The 26,486-nt window shown below is 65.8% G+C and carries 17 protein-coding genes and 2 pseudogenes; 8 read left to right on the plus strand and 11 right to left on the minus strand.

All coding sequences use genetic code 11. The features are described 5' to 3' along the window. Positions 1–156 precede the first annotated feature (156 nt). From tnpC to tnpA, 3 genes are all read right to left on the minus strand, one after another. The gene (tnpC, locus tag EJ913_RS29840) at positions 157–1,788 is read right to left on the minus strand and encodes an IS66 family transposase (protein WP_127004849.1); all 1,632 of its coding nucleotides are present in this window, start codon (positions 1,786–1,788) and stop codon (positions 157–159) included. Positions 1,789–1,870: 82 nt separating this feature from the next. After that, complete coding sequence (gene tnpB, locus EJ913_RS29845) at positions 1,871–2,218, minus strand: IS66 family insertion sequence element accessory protein TnpB (protein WP_127004851.1); 348 nt, start codon at positions 2,216–2,218, stop codon at positions 1,871–1,873. Beyond that, positions 2,215–2,607 carry an IS66-like element accessory protein TnpA gene (gene tnpA / locus EJ913_RS29850; protein ID WP_185910012.1) on the minus strand — a complete coding sequence of 131 codons (393 nt, stop codon included), beginning with the start codon at positions 2,605–2,607 and terminating at the stop codon, positions 2,215–2,217. Before tnpA ends, tnpB begins: the two co-directional genes overlap by 4 nt. Before the next feature lie 90 nt (positions 2,608–2,697). Between tnpA and EJ913_RS29855 the strand changes: the two genes are divergently transcribed. Further along, a complete protein-coding gene (locus EJ913_RS29855; RefSeq protein WP_244939551.1) occupies positions 2,698–3,351 on the plus strand; it encodes a calcium-binding protein in 654 nt (217 codons plus the stop codon). A 587-nt stretch (positions 3,352–3,938) separates the two neighbouring features. Here EJ913_RS29855 and EJ913_RS29860 read toward each other — a convergent pair. Further along, positions 3,939–5,266 (minus strand): annotated as a pseudogene (locus EJ913_RS29860) (IS701 family transposase); the annotation flags it as partial. Positions 5,267–5,916: 650 nt separating this feature from the next. Between EJ913_RS29860 and EJ913_RS29865 the strand changes: the two are divergent. The 5 genes from EJ913_RS29865 to EJ913_RS29885 all read left to right on the plus strand — a co-directional run bounded on the left by EJ913_RS29865 (position 5,917) and on the right by EJ913_RS29885 (position 15,506). Further along, the gene (locus EJ913_RS29865; protein ID WP_127004857.1) at positions 5,917–7,938 is read left to right on the plus strand and encodes a HAMP domain-containing methyl-accepting chemotaxis protein; all 2,022 of its coding nucleotides are present in this window, start codon (positions 5,917–5,919) and stop codon (positions 7,936–7,938) included. A gap of 432 nt (positions 7,939–8,370) precedes the next feature. Next, positions 8,371–10,926: a HAMP domain-containing sensor histidine kinase gene (locus tag EJ913_RS29870; RefSeq protein ID WP_127004868.1), complete on the plus strand. Its 2,556-nt coding sequence runs from the start codon at positions 8,371–8,373 to the stop codon at positions 10,924–10,926. An 8-nt stretch (positions 10,927–10,934) separates the two neighbouring features. After that, positions 10,935–11,345, plus strand: a complete 411-nt coding sequence (locus EJ913_RS29875) for a response regulator (RefSeq protein WP_127004870.1) — start codon at positions 10,935–10,937, stop codon at positions 11,343–11,345. Next, a complete protein-coding gene (locus EJ913_RS29880; RefSeq protein ID WP_127004872.1) occupies positions 11,342–12,400 on the plus strand; it encodes an HD-GYP domain-containing protein in 1,059 nt (352 codons plus the stop codon). The genes EJ913_RS29875 and EJ913_RS29880 overlap by 4 nt, the downstream gene beginning before the upstream one ends. Continuing rightward, positions 12,381–15,506 (plus strand): response regulator, encoded by a 3,126-nt coding sequence (locus EJ913_RS29885; RefSeq protein ID WP_185910013.1) that lies wholly within the window; start codon positions 12,381–12,383, stop codon positions 15,504–15,506. The genes EJ913_RS29880 and EJ913_RS29885 overlap by 20 nt, the downstream gene beginning before the upstream one ends. A gap of 154 nt (positions 15,507–15,660) precedes the next feature. Here EJ913_RS29885 and EJ913_RS29890 read toward each other — a convergent pair whose 3' ends face one another. The 5 genes from EJ913_RS29890 to EJ913_RS29910 form a co-directional block, all read right to left on the minus strand. After that, positions 15,661–16,371 carry a recombinase family protein gene (locus EJ913_RS29890; RefSeq protein WP_127004876.1) on the minus strand — a complete coding sequence of 237 codons (711 nt, stop codon included), beginning with the start codon at positions 16,369–16,371 and terminating at the stop codon, positions 15,661–15,663. 251 nt (positions 16,372–16,622) lie between these two features. After that, a complete protein-coding gene (locus EJ913_RS29895) occupies positions 16,623–17,948 on the minus strand; it encodes an MFS transporter (protein WP_244939552.1) in 1,326 nt (441 codons plus the stop codon). Then, entirely contained in the window at positions 17,945–19,402 is a 1,458-nt protein-coding gene (locus EJ913_RS29900) for an efflux transporter outer membrane subunit (RefSeq protein ID WP_127004878.1), read from the minus strand. Before EJ913_RS29900 ends, EJ913_RS29895 begins: the two co-directional genes overlap by 4 nt. Before the next feature lie 5 nt (positions 19,403–19,407). Beyond that, a complete protein-coding gene (locus tag EJ913_RS29905; RefSeq protein WP_127004880.1) occupies positions 19,408–22,551 on the minus strand; it encodes a multidrug efflux RND transporter permease subunit in 3,144 nt (1,047 codons plus the stop codon). Positions 22,552–22,571: 20 nt separating this feature from the next. Next, positions 22,572–23,726 (minus strand): efflux RND transporter periplasmic adaptor subunit, encoded by a 1,155-nt coding sequence (locus EJ913_RS29910; protein WP_127004882.1) that lies wholly within the window; start codon positions 23,724–23,726, stop codon positions 22,572–22,574. A gap of 126 nt (positions 23,727–23,852) precedes the next feature. Here EJ913_RS29910 and EJ913_RS29915 point away from each other — a divergent pair, with 126 nt between their 5' ends. Both EJ913_RS29915 and EJ913_RS29920 read left to right on the plus strand, forming a co-directional pair. Beyond that, positions 23,853–24,599, plus strand: a complete 747-nt coding sequence (locus tag EJ913_RS29915; protein ID WP_244939553.1) for a response regulator — start codon at positions 23,853–23,855, stop codon at positions 24,597–24,599. Then, positions 24,596–25,669 (plus strand): ATP-binding protein, encoded by a 1,074-nt coding sequence (locus tag EJ913_RS29920; RefSeq protein ID WP_127004884.1) that lies wholly within the window; start codon positions 24,596–24,598, stop codon positions 25,667–25,669. Before EJ913_RS29915 ends, EJ913_RS29920 begins: the two co-directional genes overlap by 4 nt. Positions 25,670–25,854: 185 nt before the next feature. Here EJ913_RS29920 and cas5 read toward each other — a convergent pair whose 3' ends face one another. Next, on the minus strand, positions 25,855–26,313 hold the full coding sequence (gene cas5 / locus EJ913_RS29925) for a CRISPR-associated protein Cas5 (RefSeq protein ID WP_127004886.1): 459 nt from the start codon (positions 26,311–26,313) through the stop codon (positions 25,855–25,857). A 59-nt stretch (positions 26,314–26,372) separates the two neighbouring features. Beyond that, positions 26,373–26,486, minus strand: a pseudogene (locus EJ913_RS32830) (IS5/IS1182 family transposase); the annotation flags it as partial.

Genomic DNA, 26,486 nt, shown 5'->3' on the forward strand with positions numbered 1-26,486 from the left:
TTATGCTCAAATCGAGGACGTCGCCATCGCGGCGTGACTCAACCAAATCGGCCTCCGACAAACTCGGGGCGGTTCAATCAGCCATTCGACGTCCTCGCCGAGGATCTCGGCGACGCGCTCCATGGTCACGAGGTTGCGGGTTCTGGCCATGGTTCCTCAGATCGCCGTGGTCGTCTCGTGCAGCCGCTTCCATTCCCAGGGTAGCAACTCGTGCAGCTTGGTCTGCGGCAGATCGTTGATGCGGGCCAGGACGTCGGCCAGCCACGCCTGGGGATCGATGTCGTTCATCTTGGCGGTCACGATCAAGCTGTACATGGCGGCAGCGCGCTGCCCGCCTCGATCCGAGCCGCAGAACAGCCATGCCCGTCTGCCCAGAGCGATGCCGCGCAACGCTCGTTCGGCGGCATTGTTGGTCAGGCAGACCCGTCCGTCACGCAGGAAGCGGGTGAAGCCTTCCCAGCGGGTCAGCATGTAGTCCATCGCCTTGGCCACCGGCGCGTGCTTCGACATCCCGGCCCGGGCCGCCCGCATCCAGGTCTCCAGTTCCTCGATCCGGGGCTTGGACAGCTCGGTGCGCAGCGCCAGACGGTCGGCCGCCGAACGCCCCAGCGCCTCGCGCTCGATGTCGAACAGCGGGTCGATGCGCCGCACCGCCTCCAGCGCCAGCGGGGAGATCGGCGGCGCTCCCTTGCCGCGCCGCTTGTTGGCGGCGATGTCGGCCAACTCGAAGAATTTCCGACGCGCGTGCGCCCAACACAGGGCCTCGGCCACGGGCTCCGGCTGGCGGCTCGCGTCGTAGAGGCGGTTGTACCCGGCATAGGCGTCGGCCTGCAGCACCCCCGCCCACCCGGCCAGATGCGCCTCGGGATGCCCACCGCCACGGTCGCGGGAGTAGTGGAACAGCGCCGCCGGCGCCGCCGGTGCCGCCGCGCCCGCGAAGGGGCGATCGTCGCGCACATAGACCCAGATGCGGCCGGTGTCGGTCTTACCCTTCGCCAGCACCGGCACGGTCGTGTCGTCGCCGTGCAACCGCTCCGCCGCCAGCACATGCGCTGCGAGCCGGTCGAGCAGCGGTTTCAGCACGCCGCAGGCCGCCCCCACCTGGTCGGCCGCGGTGGACAGGCTGATCTCCATGCCCTCCTTGGCGAAGCGCTCGCACTGGCGGTTCAGCGGCTGATGCTGGCCGAACTTCTCGAACAGCAGCGTGGCCAGCAGGTTCGGCCCCGCCCAGCCGCGCGGCGTGGTGTGGAACGGTGCCGGCGGCTGGCTGATCGTCTCGCAGTCCCGGCAGGAGAATTTCTCGCGCACCGTCTGGATGATTTTCCACCGCGCGGGGATGCGCTCGGCCGTCTCGGTCACGCTTTCACCCAGCTTGCACAGCCGGGTCGAGCCGCAGCATGGGCACACCGCCGGCGCCGGGATCACGACGCGCTCGCGCGGCAGGTGCGCCGGGAACGGCTTGCGCGACGGCGCCTTGCGGGTGATGCGGGCCGCGCCGGTCACCTCGGTCGCCCGCTCCACCGCCAGATCGTCCTCGCCGACGCTTGCCTCCGCCTCCTCCAACTGGAATTCGAGTTGGTCGAGCAGTCGGGAGGTCCGTTCGGAGCGACGGCCGTAGAGGTCGCGCTGGAGCTTCTCGATCTGGAGCTTCAGGGTGGCGATCAGCGCCTGGTCGCCGGACCGTTCGGCCCGCGCCTGGGCGGCGTCCGCCTCGGCCAACGCAGCTCGGCCACGCGCTTCGATCAGCGCGGCGCGCAGGGCGTCGATGTCGTCGGGCAGGGCGTCCATAGGGCCGGATTGTACCCGGAAACCCGCACCAATCCTCGCTCTTCCCGCCGGAGAGCGGCGGGTTGATTCACTGTGCCGCAGCCTATCCGGCCGAGCGCGGCCTCCAGGTTTGCTGCGGGTTGCGCCAGTCGATGGCGTCGAGCAGATACGCGAACTGGGACGCGGAAATGGCCACGGCTCCGCTGGCCGGGCTGGGCCAGATGAAACGGCCCCGCTCAAGCCTCTTGGCGTAAAGCGACATGCCGAGCCCGTCATGCCACAGGCACTTCACCATGTCGCCGCGACGTCCACGGAAGACGTATAAATCGCCGGCATGAGGATCGCGGCCAAGACCCTCCTGGACCCTCAGCGCCAGCGAGTTCATCCCGCAGCGCATGTCGGTGACCCCGCCAGCCAGCCAGACCCGAACGCCCGAGGGGACCGGGATCATGCCGACCGTCCCGACAGCGCGGCGATCACCGTGCCGACCAGGGCCGGATCGACCGGGCCGGTGATGCGCAAGCGCGCCGTCGCGAATTCGACCTCGATGAGACCGGCTGGTGGGGCCGCTGGCGCCGCTGTCGGCTCCGCCACCTCCTCCGGTGCCGGAGCGTCGGTGGCGACGGTGATCGGCAGGAAGGCGGGCAGCCGGGGCTGCTGACCGAAGAACTGGCGGCGCCAGCGGTACAGCAGGCTGACGTCCACGCCAAGGCGCCGGGCAACTTCGGTCGCCTTGACGCCCGGCTGGAACGCCTCTTCGACCAGCCGCAGCTTCTCCTCGTCGCTGAACTGCCGCCGCCGCTCCAGGCCCGTGATCACCTCGACGCGTTGGATAGTCATAGGGACTGCCATAGGGATAGCCATAGGGACAGGCCCCATGATTCAGCTTCCCCGCTCGGTCACAAGGTGGCCCTCGGCGGAGGGGTACGCTTGTCCTCCCACAGCTTGAGCGCCAATGTCGAAGCGCTGACCTTTACCGGGATGGGCACCTTTGTCGGCACCGGCAATGATCTCGACAACCGGCTGCAGGGTGGAGCATGTGCCGACACGCTGGATGGCGGAGCCGGCAACGATACGCTGATCGGTGGCCTCGGCGATGACGTCTACCGGATCGACAGCGTTGGCGACGTGGTGCTCGAAACGGCCGATGGTGGCATCGACGAGGTGCGGACGACGCTGTCGTTCTTCACGTTGGGCGACGACGTGGAGCGGTGGGTGCTGCAAGGCGGTAACGGTTTCGGAATCGGCAACGCCTTGGACAATGCCCTGATCGGAGGATCGGGAAACGACACTCTGGAGGGTGGGTTCGGCAATGACACCCTGTCCGGCTGTCCGAGCAACGACCTTCTGACCGGTGGCGAGGGGGCTGATCTGTTCGTTTTCGCTGCTGGTGACGGCCAGGACATCATCACCGATTTCGATGCTTCGCTGGGCGATCGGATCGGAGTGGCAACCGACCAGACCTACACTGTGACCAGCGACGTCAACGGCGATGCGCGCATCGTCTTTGGAACCTCGGATGTTCTGACGCTGGTCGGCGTTCAGGCTTCCGTGGTGTCGGCTTCCTGGTTTGTGACCGTGTGAAACCCTCGGCGGGGAACGGCATGATGCCTTCCCCGCTTTTTTCCTGCCTGCGAGCAGACTGGGGCAGGGGGGCAATCAAGGTCGCTATCCGAAAGGTGAAGCTTCTCGCTGGGCGCGCAAAAAAACGTGCCTTGTTGACGAGCAGCTTATGTCGATGAAGTATTTTTCACAGAACCATTTTATGGTTCCAAAACCGCCTTTGGGGACCATTTTATGGTTCCAGTAAGGCACTTTATGGTTCCAACTTTTCCGAATTCCTCAATGGAATCAAGAAGCGCCAGATGCACTTTATGGTTCCTTGCAGAGTCTGGATGGAACCATAACCTGTTCCGCCAGCCCCCATAACCTGTCACAGTGGACAGATAAAATGATCCGTCCACAACCGCACTCCAACGCAACGGGCGAGGACGCGGGACCGCTGTGAAAACGGTTCCAGCTCGGCAAACTTCGTTGTAAATTCCCGACGCTTTAAGAGTGCAGATCGGAACCGGTCTGCGATCAAGGCATATCAACGGCTTCAGCATGCCAGACCGGGGTTTTGATCGGCGCTCTACCACTACTCTGCCACCTCTATAGACGTGGATGGTAGGAGAAGAGGGCTCGGCAGCACGGGCAACGGATACGGCTACCGAAGGTGGTTTGAAAGAGCTGGCGCCGGATTTCCGGCACGCTGGGCTGCGGCGGCGGACCGGGTTCGGTATGGGCCGCGCTGCTTTTTTTCCCCCAAGCCGCCGCTGCTGGAGGAAACACAGCGCCATCATGGTGAGTACGGCATGGTGGCGCAGCGCCAGCCAGTTGCGGCATTCCAGATGATCGAGGCCAAGCTCCTCCTTCATCTGCTGGTGCGCCTGCTCTCGCCCACCCACCGCGCCTTGATCGCCGCCGCGAGGTGCTCCAGCGTCGTGGCCTCGGCGTGGCTGGTCAGATAGTACTTGCGCTCGCCCGACAGCCGCCGCTCGCACACCAGCCACGCCGCCGAACCGGGCAGGTGACGGTTCTTGCTCATCAGCGGACCATCACCGACCCGCACCCGTACGGCCGCGAAGTCAGCTTGCAGCGGGCCCTTGGTGCCCTGGCGCCAGGACAGCCGCCGGAACGCCGCTTCCGGCAGCGCGGCGATGGTGTCGGCGATGCTGCGGCTGTCCACCGAGGGGGCCGGGTGCTTGGTCGGGCGCCCGGTGGCCCGGTCCGGCGCCTCCTCCAGCCGGACATCGGCCGGGTAGACCTTCTGCGTCGGTCCAACCCCCACCGCGTAGGTCAGCCCCCGCTCGGCCAAGCCGGCGCGGAAGTCGGCCGCCTTGCCGTACTCGGCGTCGGCCGTGACACAGCCGAACACGGCCCCCGCGGCCCGGACGCGGTCGATCTCGTCCAGGGCCAGACGCCATTTGGGGTGGCCGCTCATGTGGAGTGGGATGCGCGCCTGGAGCCGGCGCCCCGCATCCTGCACCCAGATGTCCGGCAGATAGAGCCGCAAGCCGATGCACACCGGAACCTCGCGGCGGGCCAAGGTGAGCGACACCAGGGCTTGGCAGTTCGCCTTCTTGCCCAACTGCCCGCAGTACTGCGGGGCGACACCCACCGAGTGCTCGCCCTTCTTGACCAAGGCGGTGTCATCGACGCACAGCACGGTGTCCGCCCCGCCGACCAGCCGCTGGGCCTGTTCGACCAACATGGTCTCCAACGGCCCAGGATCCCACGAGGAGGTCGACAGGAAGTGGTGAAGCTGCTGCGTAGCGCCCGGCGCCACCCGGCTCGCCATCGCCTCTACGCTCTTGCGATCCCCAGGGCCGAGCAGCCCCCAGAGGTACACCTCGGCCCAATGCTGCTGCGAGGGGTGGGCAAGCCGCTCCAGGAACGGCTGCGCCCACACGTTCAACTCGCTCTGCCAATCGGACGAACGGGAATGACTTTCCACGGCCCTACCTCGATGCCTTCGCTCAAAGACACCCTATCAGGTGGCAACCTGGCGCCGTCAGCCGAATACCTCAAACGACCGGGGTGGCGGAGTAGTGCTAAGGCGGGCCCCGCCTTGTCATGGCAAGACCAGTAAAAGACGCACAGGCCGCTCTGCTTTTTGCAACTCCCTATACCCTTGGAAGTCTGCAAATTGATTGAACCTTTTCCCATTTTGCGAATTAAATTTTTGCAAAAGCGAAATCCCGGATTCAAGAGAGATGGAATATGAGATCATCTCCGCTTGTCTTCCATTATAAATTTTATGAAATTATAATATTTTAAATAATCTTACAAGGTTAAATGATTATAGAAATTCTCCTGAGGAAAATTTTCTTATAAAGCATAGTGTCTTTCTTGCGTTCCGAGTTCATTTGATATGCCAATAGTGCAGATTGATCTCGTAAAAATAGAATATTTCAATCTTCAGTCTTTATGACGCTCAAAACCAAGCAATCGGACTCCATGCCTGCGCATGACACTTTTTGCCTATTACCCAGCAAACTGGCACCAACGATGCATTGGAGATAGGAAAGCAATTGCCACGTTCGCTCATACACGGATCGAAAAATAACGCAGGGAGAAACTGCCTTGGTTCAGAGAGAAGCTACAATGATAGCAACAGAATTACTGACCAATGTCAGCATATCAAAAAAAATAATCATCGGATTTGGCTTCTCTCTAACAATTATGTTGGGGTTGTCGACGCGGAGCTACTTTTCTTTTTTTGAAATCTCGGAGCAGCTCAGCATCTACACGCACCGTGTGGAGGTCGTGGACGTCTCGGCCGACATCGAACGTGACGTTTTGACCATGCGCGGCGCCGTCCGGGAGTTCGCGCTCAGCGGCAACGCCGACCGTGAGGCCAAGGCGCGCGAAGCCATGGACCGGCTGCGCGGCAACTTCGACAAGGCCGACGGTCTTGTTCACGCTCCCAATAGCCTTGCCAAGCTGCGCCATGCGCGCGAGCAGTTCGACCATTATGTCTCGGGCTTCTCGCACATGGCGCCGATGCAGCACGAGTTGAGAGCCCTCGTGCTGGAAAGCCTGGATCCCCTGGGGTTGCAGGCCCGCACCGCCCTCGATCGGACTCGTTCGGAGGCGATCGCCGACGGCAATGCCGTGGCGGTTCAGCACAGCTGGGAAAGCATGGAGCAGCTTATGCTGGGCCGCCTGTCCGCCAACAAGATGTTGGCCCGCTATGACGATGAGTCGGGCAAGGTGGCCAACGGAGCTTTCAACGCCCTGGAGCAGTCCCTCCGGCATTTGGCAGCGGAATCGGCTGGGCATGCTTACGCCCCTCGGGTGCACGAGGTCCAGACCGTGGTTGCCCGTTACAGCACCGCCTTCAAGCGTGCGGCCGAACTCAGCCACCTGATCGACTCCACGGTCAACGGTGAGATGGCGCTTGCCGGAACCAGCATCACCGACCTGACCATGGCGATCAGCAACAGCGCATCGGAGGAGGAGGAGCGGATCCAGAAGGAAACCCTTTCGGTCATCGATGAGGTCAAGCTCCTGATCATCGTGCTGTCCAGCGGAGCCCTGCTGGCCAGCCTGCTGTTCGCCGGCGTGATCGGCCGAGCGATCACTCGGCCCATCGCCGCCATGACCGGCGCCATGGGCGACTTGGCAGCCGGCAATCTGAACGTGGCGATCCCCGGCCTCGGGCGTCGGGACGAGATCGGCGCCATGGCTGACGCGGTGAACGTGTTCAGGGAGAACGCCCTGGTGACCCGCCGGCTTACGACCGAGCAGCAGGCCGAGCAGGAGCGCAAGCAGGTGCGTGCAATAACGCTGGACCGTTTGATCGTCGGCTTCGACAACACCGTCGCGGGCATTCTGCGCGCCGTCGCGGCGGCCTCCACCGAGCTTGACAGCACAGCGCAATCGATGAACGCCACCGCGGAGGAAACCAGCCGGCAAGCCACGGCTTCGGCTGGCGCGGCGGAGCAAACCGCGGCCAATGTACAGACAGTGGCAGCGGCGGCCGAGGAGATGGCGGCCTCGCTGAATGAGATCACACGTCAGGTCAGCCGCTCGTCCGGCATTGCCAACGAAGCCGTGGCGCAGGCCGAAGAGACCGATGCCACGGTGCAGGGACTGGCCAACGCCGCCCAGAAGATCAACGAGGTGGTGACGCTGATCTCGACCATTGCCGGGCAGACGAACCTGCTGGCGCTGAACGCGACCATCGAGGCGGCCCGCGCCGGCGAACATGGCAAGGGCTTCGCCGTCGTCGCCTCCGAAGTCAAGCAGCTCGCTTCCAAGACCGGCAAGGCGACGGAGGAGATCACCGCCCAGATCAACGCGATCCAGAGCGCCACGGGCGGGGTGGTCGGGGCCATCCGCTCCATCGGGACCACGATCCGCCAGATGAATGGGATCACCACGGCGATCGCATCGGCGGTGGAGGAGCAGAACGCCGCCACGGGCGAGATCACCCGCAACGTGGGTCAGGCCGCCGCAGGCACACAAGAGGTGTCGTCCAACATCGGCCAAGTGATGGAAGCGTCGGCCCAGACCGGAGTTGCCGCCACGCAGGTTCTGGGCGCCACCAGGGAATTGTCCGAACAATCGGAAACTCTCCGCTCCGCTGTCGAAAGCTTTCTCGCCGACATTCGTGCCGCCTGACACCCACCGCTGGCACGCCGTCCAGAGACGGTCAACTTGGCACCGCTTCCGCAAGCAACCCGCTGAATGCCGACTGGCTTGCCCACTGACGAGGCAGCCCGCTTCAGAGGAGGGAAAGGCTATGGATAACAAACCGTCGCAAGGCCGGGTGGCATCCAGCGACACGGCGCCGTGGTCAGCGGTCGTGTGGCTTGGCGGTCGCATGGCCCGAAACGGGCAAGCCGCGCGGGCTGGGATGAAGCCGCCCCGCTTGCCGGACGGTCCCGGCTGGAACGCCGACGACGGCCGTCCCGTGCCGCTGGTCGGTGCCCACCCGTGCAATCATCACCGTGAGCGGGCAAGGCCCGCAGGCTCGGCTCCAGGCATGGTGCCGTCTTTCCGAGCCGCTTGCCGGAGCGACGGGACCGGTTGCCATGGCGGGGAGCACCGGGCATGAGCCGGCACGGCATCCGCGCCAAACTGATCCTGATCTTCGTGGCCATCAAGGTCGTGCCTCTGTTTGTCCTGGCCGCCTTTGCCTGGACCGGCCAGACGTGGCTCGCGGAACGGGTTTCCGAAAACATCGTCCACATGGCCGAGAGCATGCGCGGCACCGTCGAAATCGTCGCCGACAGCACCACGGATGCGGCCATCAAGGCTTTGGACACCGCCGCCCGCGAATCCCTGGAGCGGCTGACCACCGACACGGCGCGCGCCATTGCCGCCTTCCTGCATGACCGCGACCGCGATGTCCTGTCCGCCGCCTTGCTGGAGCCAACCGAGGACAACTACCGGCGTTTCCTGGCGGCTCGCACAAAGGCCGTCGAGCGCGGTCATCCATGGAGACTCGCCCCGGATGGCGGCGGATGGGTTCCAGAGCCGGACTCCGCGCCGCGCGACGATCGATCCGACGTGCGCTCGACCAACGAGGACAACCGCCGCAACTTCCATTACCGGCATCCGGACGTCGACGCGGCGATCGAGCAGCGGCCGCTGTTCCTGGAAATGAGCTTCGTCGGGCTCGACGGGCGCGAACGCGTGAAGGTGACGACATCACCATTAATGACGCCCGCGCTGCGCGACGTGTCGGACCGCCGCAACACCTTCGTGAAAGCCGAAGCCTATTTCGCCGAACTTCGGACGCTGAAGCCAGGGGAGGTTCATGTGTCGGATGTCATCGGCGCGTATGTCCCTTCCCCGATCATCGGCCCCTACACGCCCGAGGCGGCCCGAGCACGGGGCCTCGGCTTCGAACCGGAACAGGCGGCCTTTGCCGGCAACGAGAATCCGGTCGGCAAGCGATTCCAGGGGTTGGTCCGCTGGGCCACGCCGGTCGAGCGCAACGGGGCGATCACCGGTTGGATCACCCTGGCGCTCGACCACACCCACATTATGGAGTTCACCGACCACATCCGGCCGACGGTCGACCGCTATTCGTCCATTCCCGACGCCGCTTCGGGCAATTACGCCTTTCTCTGGGACTATGCGGGCCGCTCGATCGCCCACCCGCGTCATCATTCGATCGTTGGCTACGATCCGACCACCGGAGAACCGGCGGTGCCTTGGCTGGAAGCCGGGCTCTATCAAAGCTGGCGGGAAAGCGGCCAGCCGATCCGCGCCTTCCTTGAGCAGACCCCGGCCTTCCATCAGCAGACACTGAGAAAGAAGGGAGCGCCCGAACTGGTCAAGGAGGGGTCGATCGGGCTGGACTGCCGGTACCTGAATCATGCGCCGCAATGCGCGGGCTGGATGGACCTGACGCAGCACGGCGGCTCGGGCTCGTTCGAGATTTATTGGTCCGGGTTGTGGAAGCTGACCACGGCGGCGGCCATTCCCTACCACACCGGTCCCTATGGGCGGTCGCCACGCGGATTCGGCTTCGTCACGATCGGCGCGAACGTGGACGACTTCCATCGCGCCGCGACGGATTCGAAGCGGCGCGCCGCCGAGCTGGTCGCTCAGCGCGAGAAGGAGTTGCAGGCTTATCTTGACGATGCGGTGGCGCAGATCGCGTCCCATGTCGCGGCCATGGCCCGGCAGCTCAGCGGCTCCACCGCGGTGATGACCGTGCTGGTGATCGGCGTCGCCGTGTGGATGGCTTCGTTCCTCACCCGTCGCATCACCTCCATGGTGGAGGGCATCCACCGCTTCCGCAACGGCGATCTGAGCCATCGTTTGCCGGTGCATGGCCGCGATGAAATGGCCAGCCTCGAGCAGTCCTTCAACCACATGGCGGACCGGGTCCAGGAATCGGTCGTCCGTCTGCGGGACGCCAAGCACAAGGCGGAGGAAGCCAGCCGCATGAAGAGCGAGTTCCTGGCCAGCATGAGCCACGAACTGCGCACGCCGCTCAACGGCATCATCGGTTTCGCCGAAATTCTCCGCGACGAGGCCGGGAACGACGAAGCGCGCGAGAACGCGGTCGTCATCGAGACGAGCAGCCGCCACCTGCTGGAACTCGTCAACTCGATCCTGGACATCGCCAAGATCGAGGCCGGCGCCATGGTGCTGCGGATCGAACCGGTGAACCTGCGCGCGGTCCTGGCCGAGGTTGCCAACGTCCACCAGGCGGTCGCGGCGGGCAAAGGGGTCGGGTTCGCCGTCGATCTGGCCGAGGGCGCGCCCGACAGCGTGCCGGCGGACATCACCCGGTTGCGTCAGGTGCTGCACAACCTGCTGAGCAACGCGGTGAAGTTCACCCAAGCCGGCGAAATCCGCCTGAGCGCGACGCGCGAGGGGGCGGTCATGATCGTTCGCGTGCAGGACACCGGCCCGGGCATTCCCGAGGACCTGCAGGAAGCGGTGTTCGAGAAATTCCGGCAGGGCGACGCCTTCCTGACCCGGGCCCATGGCGGGACCGGCCTGGGACTGACACTCGCCCGGCACTTGGTCGAACTGATGGGCGGCCGGATCGGGGTCACCTCGTCCGCCGGTCACGGAGCGACCTTCCACTTCACCCTTCCCATCAAGCGTGCGGGCCGTCCCGCGCCAGCCTCCCCCGTTGTCTGAGGGACATCATGCACGCAAGCCGTCAGCTCCTCGTCGTCGACGATCAAGCGGTCAACCGCCTCCTGGTCAGCCGCCTGCTCGGCAAGGCGGGATGGACCGTTCTGCAGATGGAGGGCGGAGAGCAGGCGCTCGCCTGGCTCGCGGAGAACGCCGTCGAACTGGTGCTGCTCGACATCAGCATGCCGACGCTGAGCGGCCAGGAGGTCTGCCGACGCATCCGCGAGGGCGGGCTCGGCGGGCCGGGCATCCGGCTCGTCGCCTACACCGCCCACGCCATGCCGGAGGAGCGCGAACAGTTCCTGACCGGTGGCTTCGACGCCATCCTGGTCAAGCCCATCAGCCGCGCCAGCCTCGAGGGCGTGCTGAGCGAACTCGGGCTGAGCGACGTGAAACCTTTGGACGGGGTGGAACCGCTGTGAACATCCTGATCGTCGACGACAACCAGACCAATGTGATGCTGCTGAAGCACTTGGTCATGCGTCTGGGCGATTGCCGCCCCGCGACCTTCCTCGCCTCCCCTGAGGCGCTTGCCTGGGCCGACGAGAACCAAGCCGACATCGTGCTGGTCGACAACATGATGCCCGACCTCGACGGAGCGGAGTTCATCCGCCGCTTTCGCAAGCGCGCCGGCAACCAGGACGTCCCCATCGTCATGATCACCACCGCCGACGCCAAGGACATCCGGTTGCAGGCGCTGGACGCCGGAGCGACGGACTTTCTGGGCAAGCCGGTGGATCCGTCGGAATTCACCGCGCGCCTGCGCAATCTGCTGAGCCTGCGGCGGCATCAGAACGAGGCGCGCGACCGCGCCGTCTGGCTGACCGGCACGGTCGAGCAGGCGACCCGGGACGTGGTGGCGCGCGAGGAGGAGCTGATCCTCCGCCTGTCCAGGGCCGCCGAATTCCGGGATCCGGAGACCGGCAACCACATCCGGCGCATGGCGCACTACTCCCGCCTGATCGCCGAGGGGCTGGGCTTGGCGCCGGAGGAGGTGACCCACATCCATCGCGCGGCACCGATGCACGACATCGGCAAGATCGGGGTGCCGGACCACATCCTGTGCAAGCCCGGCCGCCTCGACCCCGACGAGATGGCGATCATGCACGGGCACCCCCGCATCGGCTGGGAGATCCTGAAGAGCAGCGATTCCGCGCTGATCGCCATGGGAGCCGACATTGCCTTGACCCATCACGAGAAGTGGGACGGCACGGGCTATCCCGACCGGTTGGCGGGAACAGCCATCCCCCTGCCGGGCCGCATCGTCGCCGTGGCCGACGTTTTCGACGCGCTGATCAGCGTACGACCTTACAAGCTAGCCTGGAGCGTGGAGAGGGCCCGCAGCCTGTTGGCGGAGCAGGCCGGCCGGCATTTCGACCCGGCTTGCGTGGACGCGATGTTCGCCGTTTGGGACCGGGTTCTGGAAATCCGGGAACGCTTCAAGGATGAGGTACCGCATGACCACTCTGCCGTTTGACATGCCCACCATGGATCGTGCGCGGTTCTCCATTTTCAATCTTTTGCCGGCGCCCATATGGGTGTTCGACATCGAGCGCTCGCGCATCTGGGAAGCGAACGACGCGGCCTTGCGGCTGTGGAGCGCCGATGACCGTGAGACGCTGTTCCTCCGGGACTTCTCGCAGATGTCGACCGCGACGGTGACGCGGCTGAACGGCTGTTTGGCGGAGTTCCGGGCCGGCCGCGCGGTAGAGGACACCTGGACCCTCTATCCCCGTGGCGAGCCGGTGCTGGTCCGGTGCCTCTGCCGCGGCGTGCTCATCGATGGCGGGCGGTTGGCCATGCTGGTGCAGGGGCAGGAGGTGCCCGCCGAGCAGATCGACCGCAACGCCCTGCGCATGGTCGAGGCCTTGCGCCACACCAGCCTGCTGGTGTCCCTCTATGAACTGGACGGCCGCCCGGTTCTGCGCAACCCCGCGGCGGCGCGGGTCTACGGCGAGTCCATGCAGGACGGGGCAAAGACCCTGGCCGGCGTGCTGCTGGACGGGGAGCGTGCCGAAGCCATCGCCGCCGCCGTTGCCACGGGCGGCGGCTACACCGGCGACGCGATGGTGCAGACCCTTGCCGGGCCACGGCGTCACGGCATGGACGTGCGGTGCACCTGCGATCCCGTCACGGGCCGGTCGATGCTGCTGGTGTCCGAACGCGACATCACCGACCGCTGGGAGGCGGAAAGCACGGTCAGCCGACTTTACGAGGAAAACCGGCAGATCCTGGAAGCAATGCCCGAAGGAGTCTGCCGACTGGATTCCGACGGGACGATCACGGTCATCAACCGGACCGCCGCCGCCTTGCTGGAGGTGACCGTGGACGAGGCGATCGGGCGGAACTTCCTGTCCCTGGTCGGACTGGGCGGCGGCAATGCCGAGCCTCCGGCCGCGCCGGCGCTGTTGTGCGGCCCCACGTCCAACGAGGTCGAGTTCCACCTCAAGGGGGGGCGCAGGTTGCCGGTGCGCTTCGTCGTCACGCCGGTGACCGAGCGCCATGGCAGGGCCGGGATGGTGGTGTGCTTTCACGACATCTCCGAACGGCGGGCCGGGGAGAGGGCGCTTTGGCAGGCCAAGGAACGGGCGGAGGCCAGCGAACGGGCCAAAATGGAGTTTCTCGCCACCATGAGCCATGAGATCCGCACACCGATGAACGGGGTGATCGGCATGACGGGCTTGCTGCTCGACAGCGCGCTGAACGAGGAGCAGCTTTATTTCACACGCACGATCCGGGAATCGGCGGAATCGCTGCTCACCATCATCAACGACATCCTGGACTTCTCCAAGTTGGAGGCCGGCAAGCTCGACCTGGAGGTGATGGAGTTCGACGTCGCGGCCCTGGTCGAGAGCGTGACGGACATTCTGAGCCCGCGCGCCGAGGCCAAGGGATTGGTGCTGGCCGCCCAGATGATGCCGAACGTTCCGGCGTTGGTGCGTGGCGATCCGGGCCGTCTGCGCCAAGTTCTGGTCAATCTTGTCGGGAACGCCGTCAAGTTCACCGCCGCGGGAAGCGTTTCGGTCACGGTCGAGGCCATGCCGGCCCCGGATGGCGATGGACGTCTGCGCATCGAAGTCGCGGACACGGGCATCGGCATCCCCGAAGAGGCGCAATCGCGCTTGTTCTCGATGTTCTCCCAAGTCGACGCGTCGATGGCACGCCGCTTCGGCGGCAGCGGCCTCGGGCTGGCGATCTGCAAGCGCCTGATCCAGATCATGAATGGCGGCATCGGGGTGCGCAGTGCCGCCGGGCACGGCAGCACCTTCTGGATCGAGGCCCCCTTCGAGTTCGTGAAGGACCGGTCGCCGCATGGTCTGGATGCGCTGAAGGGGGCCCGCGTGCTGATTGCGGACAGCCTCGGCCCGAGCCGCGATGGTTTCCGCCGTCAACTCCATCCTTGGGGCGTGACCACGATGGAATGCTCGTCGCCGGACGAGGTGCTGCCGGTGCTGAGCGCGGCCAGGAAGAGCGGGAAGCCCGTCCAGGCCGTCATTCTGGACCAACAGTTCCATTCCTGCACCGGCCTCTCCCTGGCGCGCGACATCCGCGCCCGTTTCGCGCCGGAGACCCTCCGGCTGGTGTTGGCGTCGTCGGTCGGGATGGGGCCGCTGCGCGGTGAAGCCCGGGATGCCGGGATCGACGCAGTGTTGACCAAGCCGCTGCGGCAGAGCGTTCTGCTGGAGTGCCTGTCCAGGCTGCTGGCCGGAGAACAGTGCAACACGGTGGAGGTTTCCCAAGCGCCGCTTTGGACGCCCGAACCGGAAACCTGCGGAGGAAAACGGCTGCGCCTTCTCGTGGCGGAGGACAACCCGGTCAACCAGCAGGTGGCGGCGCGGATTCTCCAGAAGTACGGGCACAGGGTGGATGTGGTCGGCGACGGCCGCGAGGCGGTCGAGGCCGTGCGGCGCATTCCCTACGACATCGTGCTGATGGACGTTCAAATGCCCGAGATGGACGGGCTGGAGGCCACGGCGGCCATCCGCAAACTGCCGGGCGATCAACGGAACGTCATCATTGTCGCGATGACCGCCAACGCCATGCGGGGCGACGCCGAAACCTGTCTGGCCGCCGGGATGAACGACTATGTCGCCAAGCCGGTGAGCTGCGAGAAGCTGGTCACGGTCCTGGATGTGTGGAGCACCCGTCTGTCGATGGGGCAGGCCGTTGCCACGCCGCCATCGGCCAGGGAACCCGCACAGCCGGTGTCGGCGGGCTTCGTCGACCACGCCGCCCTCAATGAGCTGCGCGACGCCCTGGGTGACGATGGCATCGAGGAAGTCGTGGGTGTGTTCATCATCGACAGCGGCGGCCGGCGGCGTGCCATGCAGACATGCCGCGATCATCGGGAACTGGCCAAGCTGGCGCACACCCTCCGGGGAGCGGCCGCGAACGTCTGCCTGCCCGCCTTGGCTTCAACGTCCCTGGCGCTGGAGAAGGCGGCCAATGGCGTGGCGCCGTTAATCGAACTGGAGCAACTGATCGAGGAGGTGGAGGCCGTGTACGCCGGCAGTATGGCCGAGATGGCCGCGTTGGGAATCCAGGTGGTGACCGCGCATCGGCTTGGAACGGTGGATTCCTGATGGTCGCGTGCCCAAACAGCGGTTGAGAGTGCGCTCTGGGCTGCCATACGTCGTTCCTCTGAACCGCCCCGATTACTTCGGAGGTGGTCGGGGTTGAGACCAAGCATGATGACGGTCTTCCCACCAGCCCACGCCGTGGGCGGCTGATCAGCCGCTATGTGGCCTCCGCTTCTTGCATCAGCCCCTGCTCCTTGGCGCGGTCCAGCAGGTTCTTCACCGAGGAGGCCGACCACGTCGTGCCGCCACGCGGCGTGCGGATGCGCAGGTCCTCCAGGCGCGCGGCAATGGTCCGCAGGCTGATCTCGGGATCGGCTCCCTTGATGCCGGCGATCACCAGCAGGATGTCGTCTTTGGGCGGCTTGCGCGGTGCCGGATCGATCAGGGCCGGTTCAGCCAGCCCCTCCGCGACGAGGCGTCGCACCGCCCGCGACAACCGGTCGGCCGTCCAAGGCCGATCGGGCGAGCCCAGCCGCCCGAGGGAATTGGCCACCTTGCCCCAGGAACTGGTCGGGCGCAGCGCCCGCACCTTGGGCAGCCACGCCGCCATGCTGGCCAGCAGGTCCGCCATGTACCGCCGGTCGCGGATGGCGGAGAGCTGGGCGATCGCCTCCGGATCGTGCCGTTTGAGCGCCGGGTTCCCGCCCACCCGGCCGCGGGCCTTGGCCGCCCGCAGGCCAGCCTTTGTCCGCTCACGGATCAAGGCGCGTTCCAGCTCGGCGGCGGCCCCGAGCACCTGGAGGGCGAACTTCCCCTGTGGCGTCGAGGTGTCGATCGGATCGCGCAGCGACTTGAAATGGGCACCGACGGCCTCCACCCTCTCGATCACCTCCAGCAGGTGGGAGAGGGAGCGCGCCAAGCGGTCAATGCGGGTGTCGCTTGCTCCTCGAAATTTTCATTGAAAGCTATCAGCGTCAAATGAAGTAAAATCGAGTATCCAGAGCGGCGCCTCTTGCCATAGATCATTTATGATCAACATTTTGCATCCATGAACATTTTGAATTGTAACATGTTCTGTGAGGTGATGGCAGGCAGGTCTGAAGTCAAATCGAGCCATACCAAAAACCAATGGTGCCCTAACCGACACCGAAGGCTTGGAAGGCTAATCCGGCTTAACGATCATTTTATCGGTAAGTTGGCCTGACACTCCTGGTCCGTTTCCAGACGGTGCCGATCCAGGGCCATCAACGGCCGGGAGAGAAACCCGGACACACTGATGGCGACGCCAAACATCCCGGCAACGATGAACATCCCGCGCACTCCGAACAGTTCGCCGAGCGGAGTGAGAAGCCCCAATCCCACGGGCGCGGCCAGTCCCATGACGGTGTTCATCAGGGACATCACGCGCCCGAGCAGATGATTCGGCACGATGGTCTGAAGCACCGTGGTCAACGGTGCATCGGCGACCACGAAGGCGAGACCGCTGACCACCCACCACGCCACGGCCACACCGAAAAGACCGCGCGGCGCCAGAGCCGTGAGAGCCATCGCGCCACAGGAGACGGCAAAGCCGCACAGGATCCACGGCATCCGCCGGCGCGGCGCCAGTACGACCACCAGCAAGCCGCCCGCCCCCATGCCGATGCCCGACAGGCTCTCCATCAGGGCCAGTTGAACGGTGTCGCCGCCGAAATGCTCCTTCACCAGCAGCGGTACCAGCGTGAAGACCGGCATGAAAGCCAGCACGACCCCGCCAAGCAGGAGAAAGAGCTGACGCAGGCCGGGAGTCCCCCAGACCACCTCCACCCCCTCGCGAAACTCCCACCAGAGGCCGGCCTTCCCGCCGTCCGGGGCGAAGGCTTGCGGAATGCGGAAGAGCAGCAACGGCGCGATGCCGAGAACGGCCGTGACGACATCGATCGCCAGAGCCCAGCCGAGCGGCATCACGGCGATGGCGAGCGCCCCCAGCGGGGCGGCGGCGACCAGCGTTAGACTATGCACGGACTGTTCCAGGCCGACCGCACGAACCAAGAACCCGCCCGGCACCAGCATGGGTGTGCTGGCCACCATGGCCGGCTCCTGAAAGCCCTGCATCGCACTGCGGATCGCCATCATCACCAGGGCGTGCCACAGTTCGATCCGATCGGTCAGGAACAGCGCGATCAGCACCAGCATGCACAGGGCAGATACGCCGTCAGCCGTGATCATCAGCAAGCGGCGGCTGTAACGATCGGCGAAAATCCCGCCAAGCGGGCCGAGCACAGCCTGCGGCAGTAGCGCCGCCATTCCGGCGGCGGTGAGCGCCGTGATGCTGCCGGTGGTGTCGGTGATCCACCAGATCAGCACGAACTGGGTCAAGGCCGACCCGATCAAGGACAGCGCCTGCCCCCCGAGAATGGTATAAAACCGCACACGCCAGCCTCCATCATCCTTCACCCATCCCGCCGGTGCCCATTCCGCCGATGGCCGCGTGCTTTCCGTTTTGATCGTTTCGTGCTCGGTCATGGATCGCTGCTCAGCCACGGTTCGACGGTGACACGGTGCCCAAGGGACGGAGCGGCGGGCTCGTCGTCCATCGCGCCTCCCAGCGCCTTGTAGAGCGCGACCGCGTTGCTCAGCGCGTCGCGGCGCAGGTTCAGCAAGGCCTGCCGCGCCGCATAAAGCTGCCGCTGGGAATCCAGCAATTCCAGCCGCCCTTCGACACCCGCGCGGTAACGCTGGCCGGACAGCGCGGCACGGCGCTCCGCGCTGGCGACCACGAGCGTCTGCGCTTCGAGCTGGCGACCGAAGGTCGCCTGTCCAGCCAGACCGTCGGCGACCTCGCGAAACGCGATCTGGATGGCCCGCTCGTACTCGGCGACGGCGGCCGATTTCCGGAGTTCGGCCAAACGCAGTTCCGCGTCCAGCCGTCCGCCCTGGAACAGCGGCAGGGTGATCTGCGGCGCGAAGCTCCAGGTGCCTTGATCGGCGCCGAACAGGCCGGCCATGGCCGGGCTGACGTAGCCCAGCGAGGTGGTCAGCGACAGGCGGGGGAAGAAGGCCGCCCGCGCCGCGCCGATGTCGGCGTTGGCCGCAATCAAGGCCTGTTCCGCCTGGAGGATGTCGGGCCGGCGAAGCAGCAGCTCCGACGGCAGACCAGCCGGCGGACCAAGCGTGACGGCCTGCCCTTCGAGCGGCAGGGGGTCCGGCAGGTCGCCGGGCTGTTCCACGCCGATCAGGAGCTGCAGCGCGTTGCGCGCTTGCGCCATGGCGCGTATCCGCGCCTCCAGGTCGACCTTGGCCGTGGCGAGCTGCCCTTCGGCCTGGACCACGTCCAGGCCGCTGGTCTGGCTGCGCTCCTTCAAGCGCCGCGCCAGATCGAGCGACTGCTGCCAGTCGGCCAGGGTGCGTTCGGCCAGCTGCCGCTGCTCCTGAGCCAGCCGCTCGGCGAAATGGGCATCGGCGACCGCCCCGACCAGGGCGATCCGTGCCGACCGGCGTCCCTGGTCGCTGGCGAGGTAGCGCGCCAGGGCGGTGTCGGAGAGCGACCGCACGCGACCGAACAGGTCGATCTCGAACGCGCTCAGCCCGAGGCTGAGTCCGTACTGGTTCTGCACGGTTGCCGACACGGCCGGGCTGGTCTCGGCGTTGGCGGCCGTCCGCTGGCGGGCGGCGCTGCCGGTCGCGTCGATGGCGGGGAACCGCGCGGCGCGCTGAATCCCGTACTGGGCCTGGACCGTCTCGGCGTTCAGGGTCGCCAGCCGCAGGTCGCGGTTGTTGGCGAGCGCCAGTTCGATCAGCCGCCGCAGGCGGCGATCGCCGAACAGCGTGCGCCATTCGAGCTCGACCGCGGAATCCTGTGTCCCGAGCCCGGCGATGGCCGACACGACCGCCGGCACCGGCAGAGCCGGCTTGTCGAGGGCGGGAGAGAGGGAACAGGCGGACAGCGTGAGGAGGATGGGGATGGTGAACGATCGCATCGGTGTCATTTCTCTTCCGCCTGATGAGGCGCAGGGGCGGTTCGGCGGTTCATCCGCCAAGCTTCCAGGCGTTCCCTCCAGCCCATCACGAGCACGAAGAAGACGGGAACGAAGACGATCGCCAGCAGGGTCGCGCTGACCATGCCGCCGAACACGCCGGTGCCGATGGCGTGCTGCGTTTCGGCGCTGGCGCCCATGGCGACCATCAGCGGCACGACGCCGAGGCCGAAGGCCAGGGAGGTCATCAGGATCGGACGCAGGCGCAGGCGGGCCGCGGCCACGGCGGCCTCCTTCAGCCCCATGCCCTCCCCGTGCAGCTGCTTGGCGAACTCGACGATCAGGATGGCGTTCTTGGCCGACAGGCCGATCACGGTGATCATGCCGACCTTGAAGTACACGTCGTCGGGCAGGCCGCGCAGCGTCACCGCCAGCACCGCCCCCAGGAGGCCGAGCGGCACCACCAGCATGACCGACAGCGGAATGGCCCAGCTCTCGTACAGCGCGGCGAGCACGAGGAACACCACCAGCATCGACAGCGCCATCAGCATCGGGGCCTGGGCGGCGGACTGCCGCTCCTGCAGCGACTGTCCGGTCCAGGCGATGGCGAAGCCGGACGACAGTTGCGCGGCCAGCCGCTCCATCTCGGCCATGGCACCGCCGCTGGAGACGCCGGGCGCGGCGCTGCCGGAGATGCGCGCGGCCGGGAACCCCTGGTAGCGGACGAGCTGCAACGGCGTCTCGCTCCACACCGGCCGGACGATCTCCGACAGCGGCACCATCCCGCCCGCCGCGTTGCGGACGTGGAGCCCGAGCACGTCGTCGATCTGCATGCGCGCCGACGCGTCGGCCTGGACGATGACCTGCTGCATGCGCCCGGCGTTGGGAAAGTCGTTGACATAGGTCGATCCCATCGCCGTGGACAGCGTGTTGCTGACGCTGCTGAACGACACGCCCAGCGCCTCGGCCTTCTCCCGGTCGATGTCCAGGCGGACGCTGGTGCCGGCGGGCAGACCGTCGGGATAGATGCCGGTCACGGCCCCGCTGTGCGCCGCCAGTTCCAGCAGTCGCGCCTCCGCGGCCTTGAGCGCGGCATAGCCTTGGTTGGCGCGGTCCTGAAGGCGCAGCGTGAAGCCGGAACTTGTGCCCAGCTCCTCGATGGCGGGCGGCAGCAGGTTCATCACCGTGCCTTCCGTCGTGTCGGCCATGGCCTGCTGCGCGAGCTCCGCCTCGGTCTGGGGTGTGGCGCCGTCGCGTTCACCCCAGTCCTTAAGCATGGTGAACCCCATCGCGGCGTTCGTGCCGGAGCCCGAGAAGCCGAACCCGACAATGGACAGGTTGGACCGGATCGAGGGGCGCGAGGCGACATGCTCCTCGAACGTTTTGACGATCCTCAGCGTGCGTTCGGTGGTGGCGTCGGCGGGAAGCTGGATGGAGGTCATGAAGTAGCCCTGATCCTCCTCGGGCAGGAAGGACGAGGGCAGTTGCCGGAAAGCCAGTGCCAGGATCGCGACCAGCGCCGCGAACACCAGCATCACGCGCCCGGTGCGCGTCACCAGCCCGGCGATGCGCCGCTCGTAACGGTGCGTCAGACGGTCGAAGCCGCGATTGAACCAGCCGAAGAAGCCGCGCTTCCCGTGATGCGCGGGATCGATCGGCCGCAGGAGCGTCGCGCAAAGCGCCGGCGTCAGGGTGAGGGCGAGGAAGGCGGAGAACAGGATCGCCACCGCCATCGACAGCGTGAACTGCTGGTAGATCACACCGACGGACCCGCTCGCCAACGCCATGGGGATGAACACGGCGGTCAGGACCAGCGTGATGCCGATCACCGCGCCGGTGATCTCCTTCATCGCCTTGACCGTCGCCTCCCTGGGCGCCAGCCCCTCGCGGGCCATGATGCGCTCGACGTTCTCGACCACGACGATGGCGTCGTCGACGATGATGCCGATGGCGAGCACCATGCCGAACATGGTCAGGACGTTGATTGAAAAGCCCGCGGCCAGCATCACGGCGAAGGTGCCGAGCAGCGCGATCGGCGCGACGATGGCGGGGATGAGCGTGCAGCGCACGTTCTGGAGGAACAGGTACATCACCAGGAAGACCAGCAGCATCGCCTCGGCCAGCGTATGGATGACCTTCTCGATCGACACCTTCACGAAGGGAGCGGTGTTGAAGGGAATCGAATGGCTCATGCCGGCGGGCAGGGGCCGGCTCAGCTCCTCCATGCGGGCCTGCACGCCATCGGCGGTTCTCACCGCGTTGCCACCGGGCGTGAGCTGCACGGCCGCGGCGGTGGTGGCCTTGCCGTTTTCCCGGTTGATGAAGCTGTAGGACTGGGCGCCGAGTTCGACGCGCGCGACATCGCCGAGCGTCACCTTCGAGCCGTCGGAGCCCGCGCGGAGCACGATGCCGGCGAACGCCTCCGGTGTGGTCAGCTGTCCCTGGACGGTGAGCGGCACCGTTACGGCCTGCCCCGGCAGCGCCGGCGACGCGCCGACGCTGCCGGGAGCGATCTGAACATTCTGCTGACCGATGGCCGCCGTCAGGTCGCCCATCGACAGCCTATGGGCCATCAGCCTGGCCGGATCGGCCCAGACGCGCATCGCCTGCTCGGAACCGAACAGCTGCACCCGGCCGACACCGTCGATGCGCCGCAACTCCTCGACGACGTTGCGCGCCATGTAGTCGCTGAGCGCGGTTTCGTCGAACCGACCGTCATCGGACTTCAGCCCGACGATCATCAGGAAGCCCGACGACGATGATTCCACGGTCAGCCCGTTCTGGCGCACCGTCTGCGGCAGCCGCAGCTCAATGGACTTGAGCTTGTTCTGCACATCGACCTGGGCCATGTCCGGGTCGGTGCCGGGCTTGAAGGTGGCCGTGACGGTTGCCGATCCGGAGGCATCGGAAACCGATTCGAAATAGAGCAGGTTCTTGACGCTCGACAGTTCGCGCTCGATGAGGCTGATCACCCCGTCGTTCATCGTCTGCGGCGTGGCTCCGGGGTAGGTTACCGAAATGCTGACGGTCGGCGGCGCCACCGAGGGGTAGCGGGCGATCGGCAGCTGCGGAATGGCGATCACGCCGAACAGGATGATGAACAGGGCGATGACCCAGGCGAACACCGGGCGACGGATGAAGAAGTGAGGCATGGCGGAATCGTCCTGTTCGCTCAGCGCATGGTGGTGGCGGTCGGTTTGAAAACCGGCCAGTCACGCGCGGTCACCGGGATGCCCTCGGACAGACGTTCCATGCCCTCGACCACGATCTTCTGCCCGGCTTCGAGGCCGGCGCTGACGCGATAGCGGCGGTACACCAGTTCGCCGAGTTCCACCGGCTTGAGGGAAGCCCGATCGTTCCCGTCGAGCGTCCACACCTGCGGCTGGCCGCCGACGCGCACCACCGCCTGCTGAGGAAGGGTCAGGGCGTCGGCGTAGCTCGTGCGCGGCACCCGCGCACGAACGAACATGCCCGGGAGCAGGTCGCGCCGCGGGTTGTCGACGAGGATGCGGAGCAGCACGTCGCCCGTGCCGGGATCGACGGAGATGCCAGAGAACAGCACGCGCCCGGTCGCCTCGTACGGTTCGCCGTCGTCGCGCAGAATGGCGACCGGCAGGCCATCCCCGGACTCCGCCTTGCGCAGGGCCATGGCCTTGCGCAGGGAAGCGAGCGAGGATGCCGGTTGGCGCACATCCACATAGACCCGGTCGATCTGCTGTATACGCGCCATCGAACCGCCGTCGCTGCCGCCGACCAGCGTCCCCTCGGTCACCAGCGCCTGGTCGATGCGTCCCGGAATCGGTGCCTCCACCGTGGAGAACTTCAGGTCGAGTTCGCAGCGGGCCAGGGTCGCGCGGGCCTGCGCCACGTCGGCCACGGCCTGATCGCGCTGGAACACCGTGTCGTCGTAGATTTGGCGGCTGACGGCATCGGCCTTGACCAGGGGTTGTAGCCTCGCCACCTGCACCCTGGCACGCTCCAGCCCCACCGTTGCCCGCTGCAGGGCGGCGGCGGCCATGTCCACCTCGGACTTGAACGGCGCCGGGTCGATCTGGAACAGGGGCTGGCCGGCCCGCACCTCGCTGCCCTGCTCAAAGCTTTGGCGCAACACGATGCCGCCGACCTGCGGCCGTATCTCGGCAACCCGCAACGCGGCGACGCGGCCCGGCAAATCGTCGGTCAGTTCCAGTGGGGATGGCGCAACGGTGAGAACGGAAACCTGCGGGGCCGGGGGGACCGCGACCGGTTCGGATTGTTCACACCCCATCAGCATCACGGCCATCAAGGCATAGGCGCCGCCATGGCGGCGCAAGGGGTCGATCCTCATCCACTTTCCTTCGGGCGCAGGCCGGTGTCGGCAAAAACGCCGGCACTCTGACCGCACCCGATTGCGTTTGGTTCGAGGTAGTGTGGAGATTCGATGGAGAGTGAAAATTTACAGCGAGCCGCCGCGATGCCGATGATGCCTCCGCCAGATCCTGCCCTGAGCCCGGCCCCGGCTTCCCAGGCCCTGATCCTCATCGCCGAGGACGAACCGGAGATCGCCGACATCCTTGCCGCCTATCTGGCCCGCAGCGGCTTGCGAAGCGTCCACGCCGCCGATGGTCGCCGGGCCTTGGAACTCCACCGATCCCTCAGACCCGACCTCGTGCTGCTGGACGTGCAAATGCCCCACGTCGATGGCTGGCAGGTTCTCTCCGAGATCCGGCACCGAGGCACGACCCCCGTTATCATGCTGACGGCGTTGGACCAGGACATCGATAAGCTGACGGGGCTGCGCATCGGCGCCGACGACTATGTGGTCAAGCCGTTCAATCCGGCGGAGGTGGTCGCGCGCACCCAGGCGGTGCTGCGCCGGTCGACACCAGGCCCCGGGCGCCAGGACCAGCGTGTCCTGCGCGCCGCTCCGTTCCAGATCGACCTGGATACCCATGAAGCCACGGTGGAGATCGACGATCGCCGTCAGTCCCTGAACCTGACGCTGACCGAATTCAATCTGCTGGCGCAGTTGGTGCGCGCTCCCAGGCGCGTGTTCAGCCGTGCCGAGCTGCTGACCACCTGCCTGCCGGAAGGCGACGCCCTGGAGCGAACGGTAGACAGCCACATCAGCAAGCTGCGCAGGAAATTGGAGGATGTCGGCCTCGCCGGTGTTCCCGTCGGGATTCGGGGCGTCGGCTACAAACTGTGGAGCGGCGAATGAAGCTGGTCGGTCTCAGCCGGCAGATCGTTCTGTCCATGGCGGCGATAGCGCTCGGTGTCACAATGCTGGTAGTGCTGACGTCTTACGCGTTCTACTACGTTGCATTCACCTATTGGCCCGAGCATTTCGATCCAGCGGCTTGGATGCCGAACGGTGCGGAGTGGGTTTGGCTGATCGCGACCACCCTGGCCGGTCTGGTGATCGCCATCGCGGTTGCCGTCAACCTGGCGCGCCGCATTCTCGTTCCGCTGAACTCGGTGGCGGACGGCATCCGCCGCGTCGCCGAAGGGGACCTCGGCGCCCGCGCCATTGCGGGCGACCGCTCGCTGGGCGAAGCGTCCTTGCTTGCTGACAATTTCAACGCGCTGGCGGCCGAACTGCAACGCGTGACCGAGGAGCAACGGTTCTGGAACGCGGCGATCGCCCATGAGCTCCGCACACCGGTGACCATTCTGCGCGGCCGTTTGCAGGGCTTGGCCGAAGGCATCTTCCCAGCGGACGAGGCCCAGTTCAGAAGCCTGCTGACCCAGGTCGAAGGCTTGGCCCGGCTGATTGAGGATTTGCGGGTGGTCAGCTTGGCCGAGAGCCGCCATCTGGAGCTCCAGATCCAAGTGGCCGACCTTGCCGCGGAGATCACGGCGGTCGTGGACGTCTTCAAAAGCTCCCTCCAGTCGGCCGGGCAACAGCCGGTCCTGGATTTGGACGAACGGCCCGTCCGCTGCGATGCGGTTCGGATCCGGCAAGCGTTGCTGGTCCTGCTTGAAAACGCCCGCCAGCATGCGGCGCCGGGATCGCTCCATATCCGGACGCGCCTGGACAGGGGGTGGTGCCACCTGATCGTCGAGGATGAGGGGCCCGGCATTCCGGCTGGCTTCACACCGCACCTGTTCAAGGCGTTCCGGCGCGCCGACTCGACGCGCTCAAGCGGACGCAAAGGAAGCGGGCTGGGATTGGCCGTCGTTTCCGCCATTGCCCGGGCGCATGGAGGGCACGTCGGTTACGCCCCTGCCTCCAAGGGGGGTGCACAATTCACATTGTCCTGGCCGTATCAACCCATAGCAGAGAGATAAATAAATCGCATAAATTAGAATCAACGCTCATTATTTATTAGTTAGGCATCATGGCGATCCGCGATAAATTAAAACAAATGATACCGTATTTGATTAACAATTTAGGGGGTTTATCGAGAGGTAGATAGGCTGTGATTGTTAATTAGTAGATGAACCAAATCAGAGCAGCATTCTCGACTCCAAAGTCATCTGGACCGCTGAAAACTCGGATTGAACCGCGCCGAGATTGTCGGAGGCCCCACTTCTTGAGAAGCTAGGGTCCTCATGACGAAACAGGCACCACTGAGATATTCTCCTGAGGTCCGTGAGCGGGCGGTCCGGATGGTGTTGGCGCGTCGCTGGCGGATCTCGGTCGCGGCGCGCGGCAGGGTGTGAAGGGCACCGGTGCGCATGGCGTGGCGCACGGTGGCGACCGGGACGCGCTCCCCGATCTCGTTACGGCTGAGCGACTGGAAGCGGATGGGGTTGAGCACATGGATGCGGTCGATGACCCAGCGCAGACCGGGGCGCCAGTACACGCTTTCAAAAATACCACGGGCGGCGGAGGGCGTGATCACCTCGTAGGAGGCACGTTCAGCTTTGAACTCCGCTCGGGAAAAGCAAGCGCGCGCGCCCGAAACGCGCAGTGTTAGTCTGTAAGACATGAGGCCTCCTGCGACGACGGTTCGTCAACAGGATATTCAAATCTTGATCATAAGAGCGCCTAACAGAACCTTTCGAGCCGTCTACAGGCGATGAGTGCGCAGGCGAGTGTTGAGAAGGCTTGGTGGATATCAGCGCGTCGTTCATAGCGGACGGTCAGGCGGCGGAAGCGGCT

This window comes from Azospirillum doebereinerae (assembly GCF_003989665.1).
In the GTDB taxonomy this organism is placed as follows: domain Bacteria; phylum Pseudomonadota; class Alphaproteobacteria; order Azospirillales; family Azospirillaceae; genus Azospirillum; species Azospirillum doebereinerae.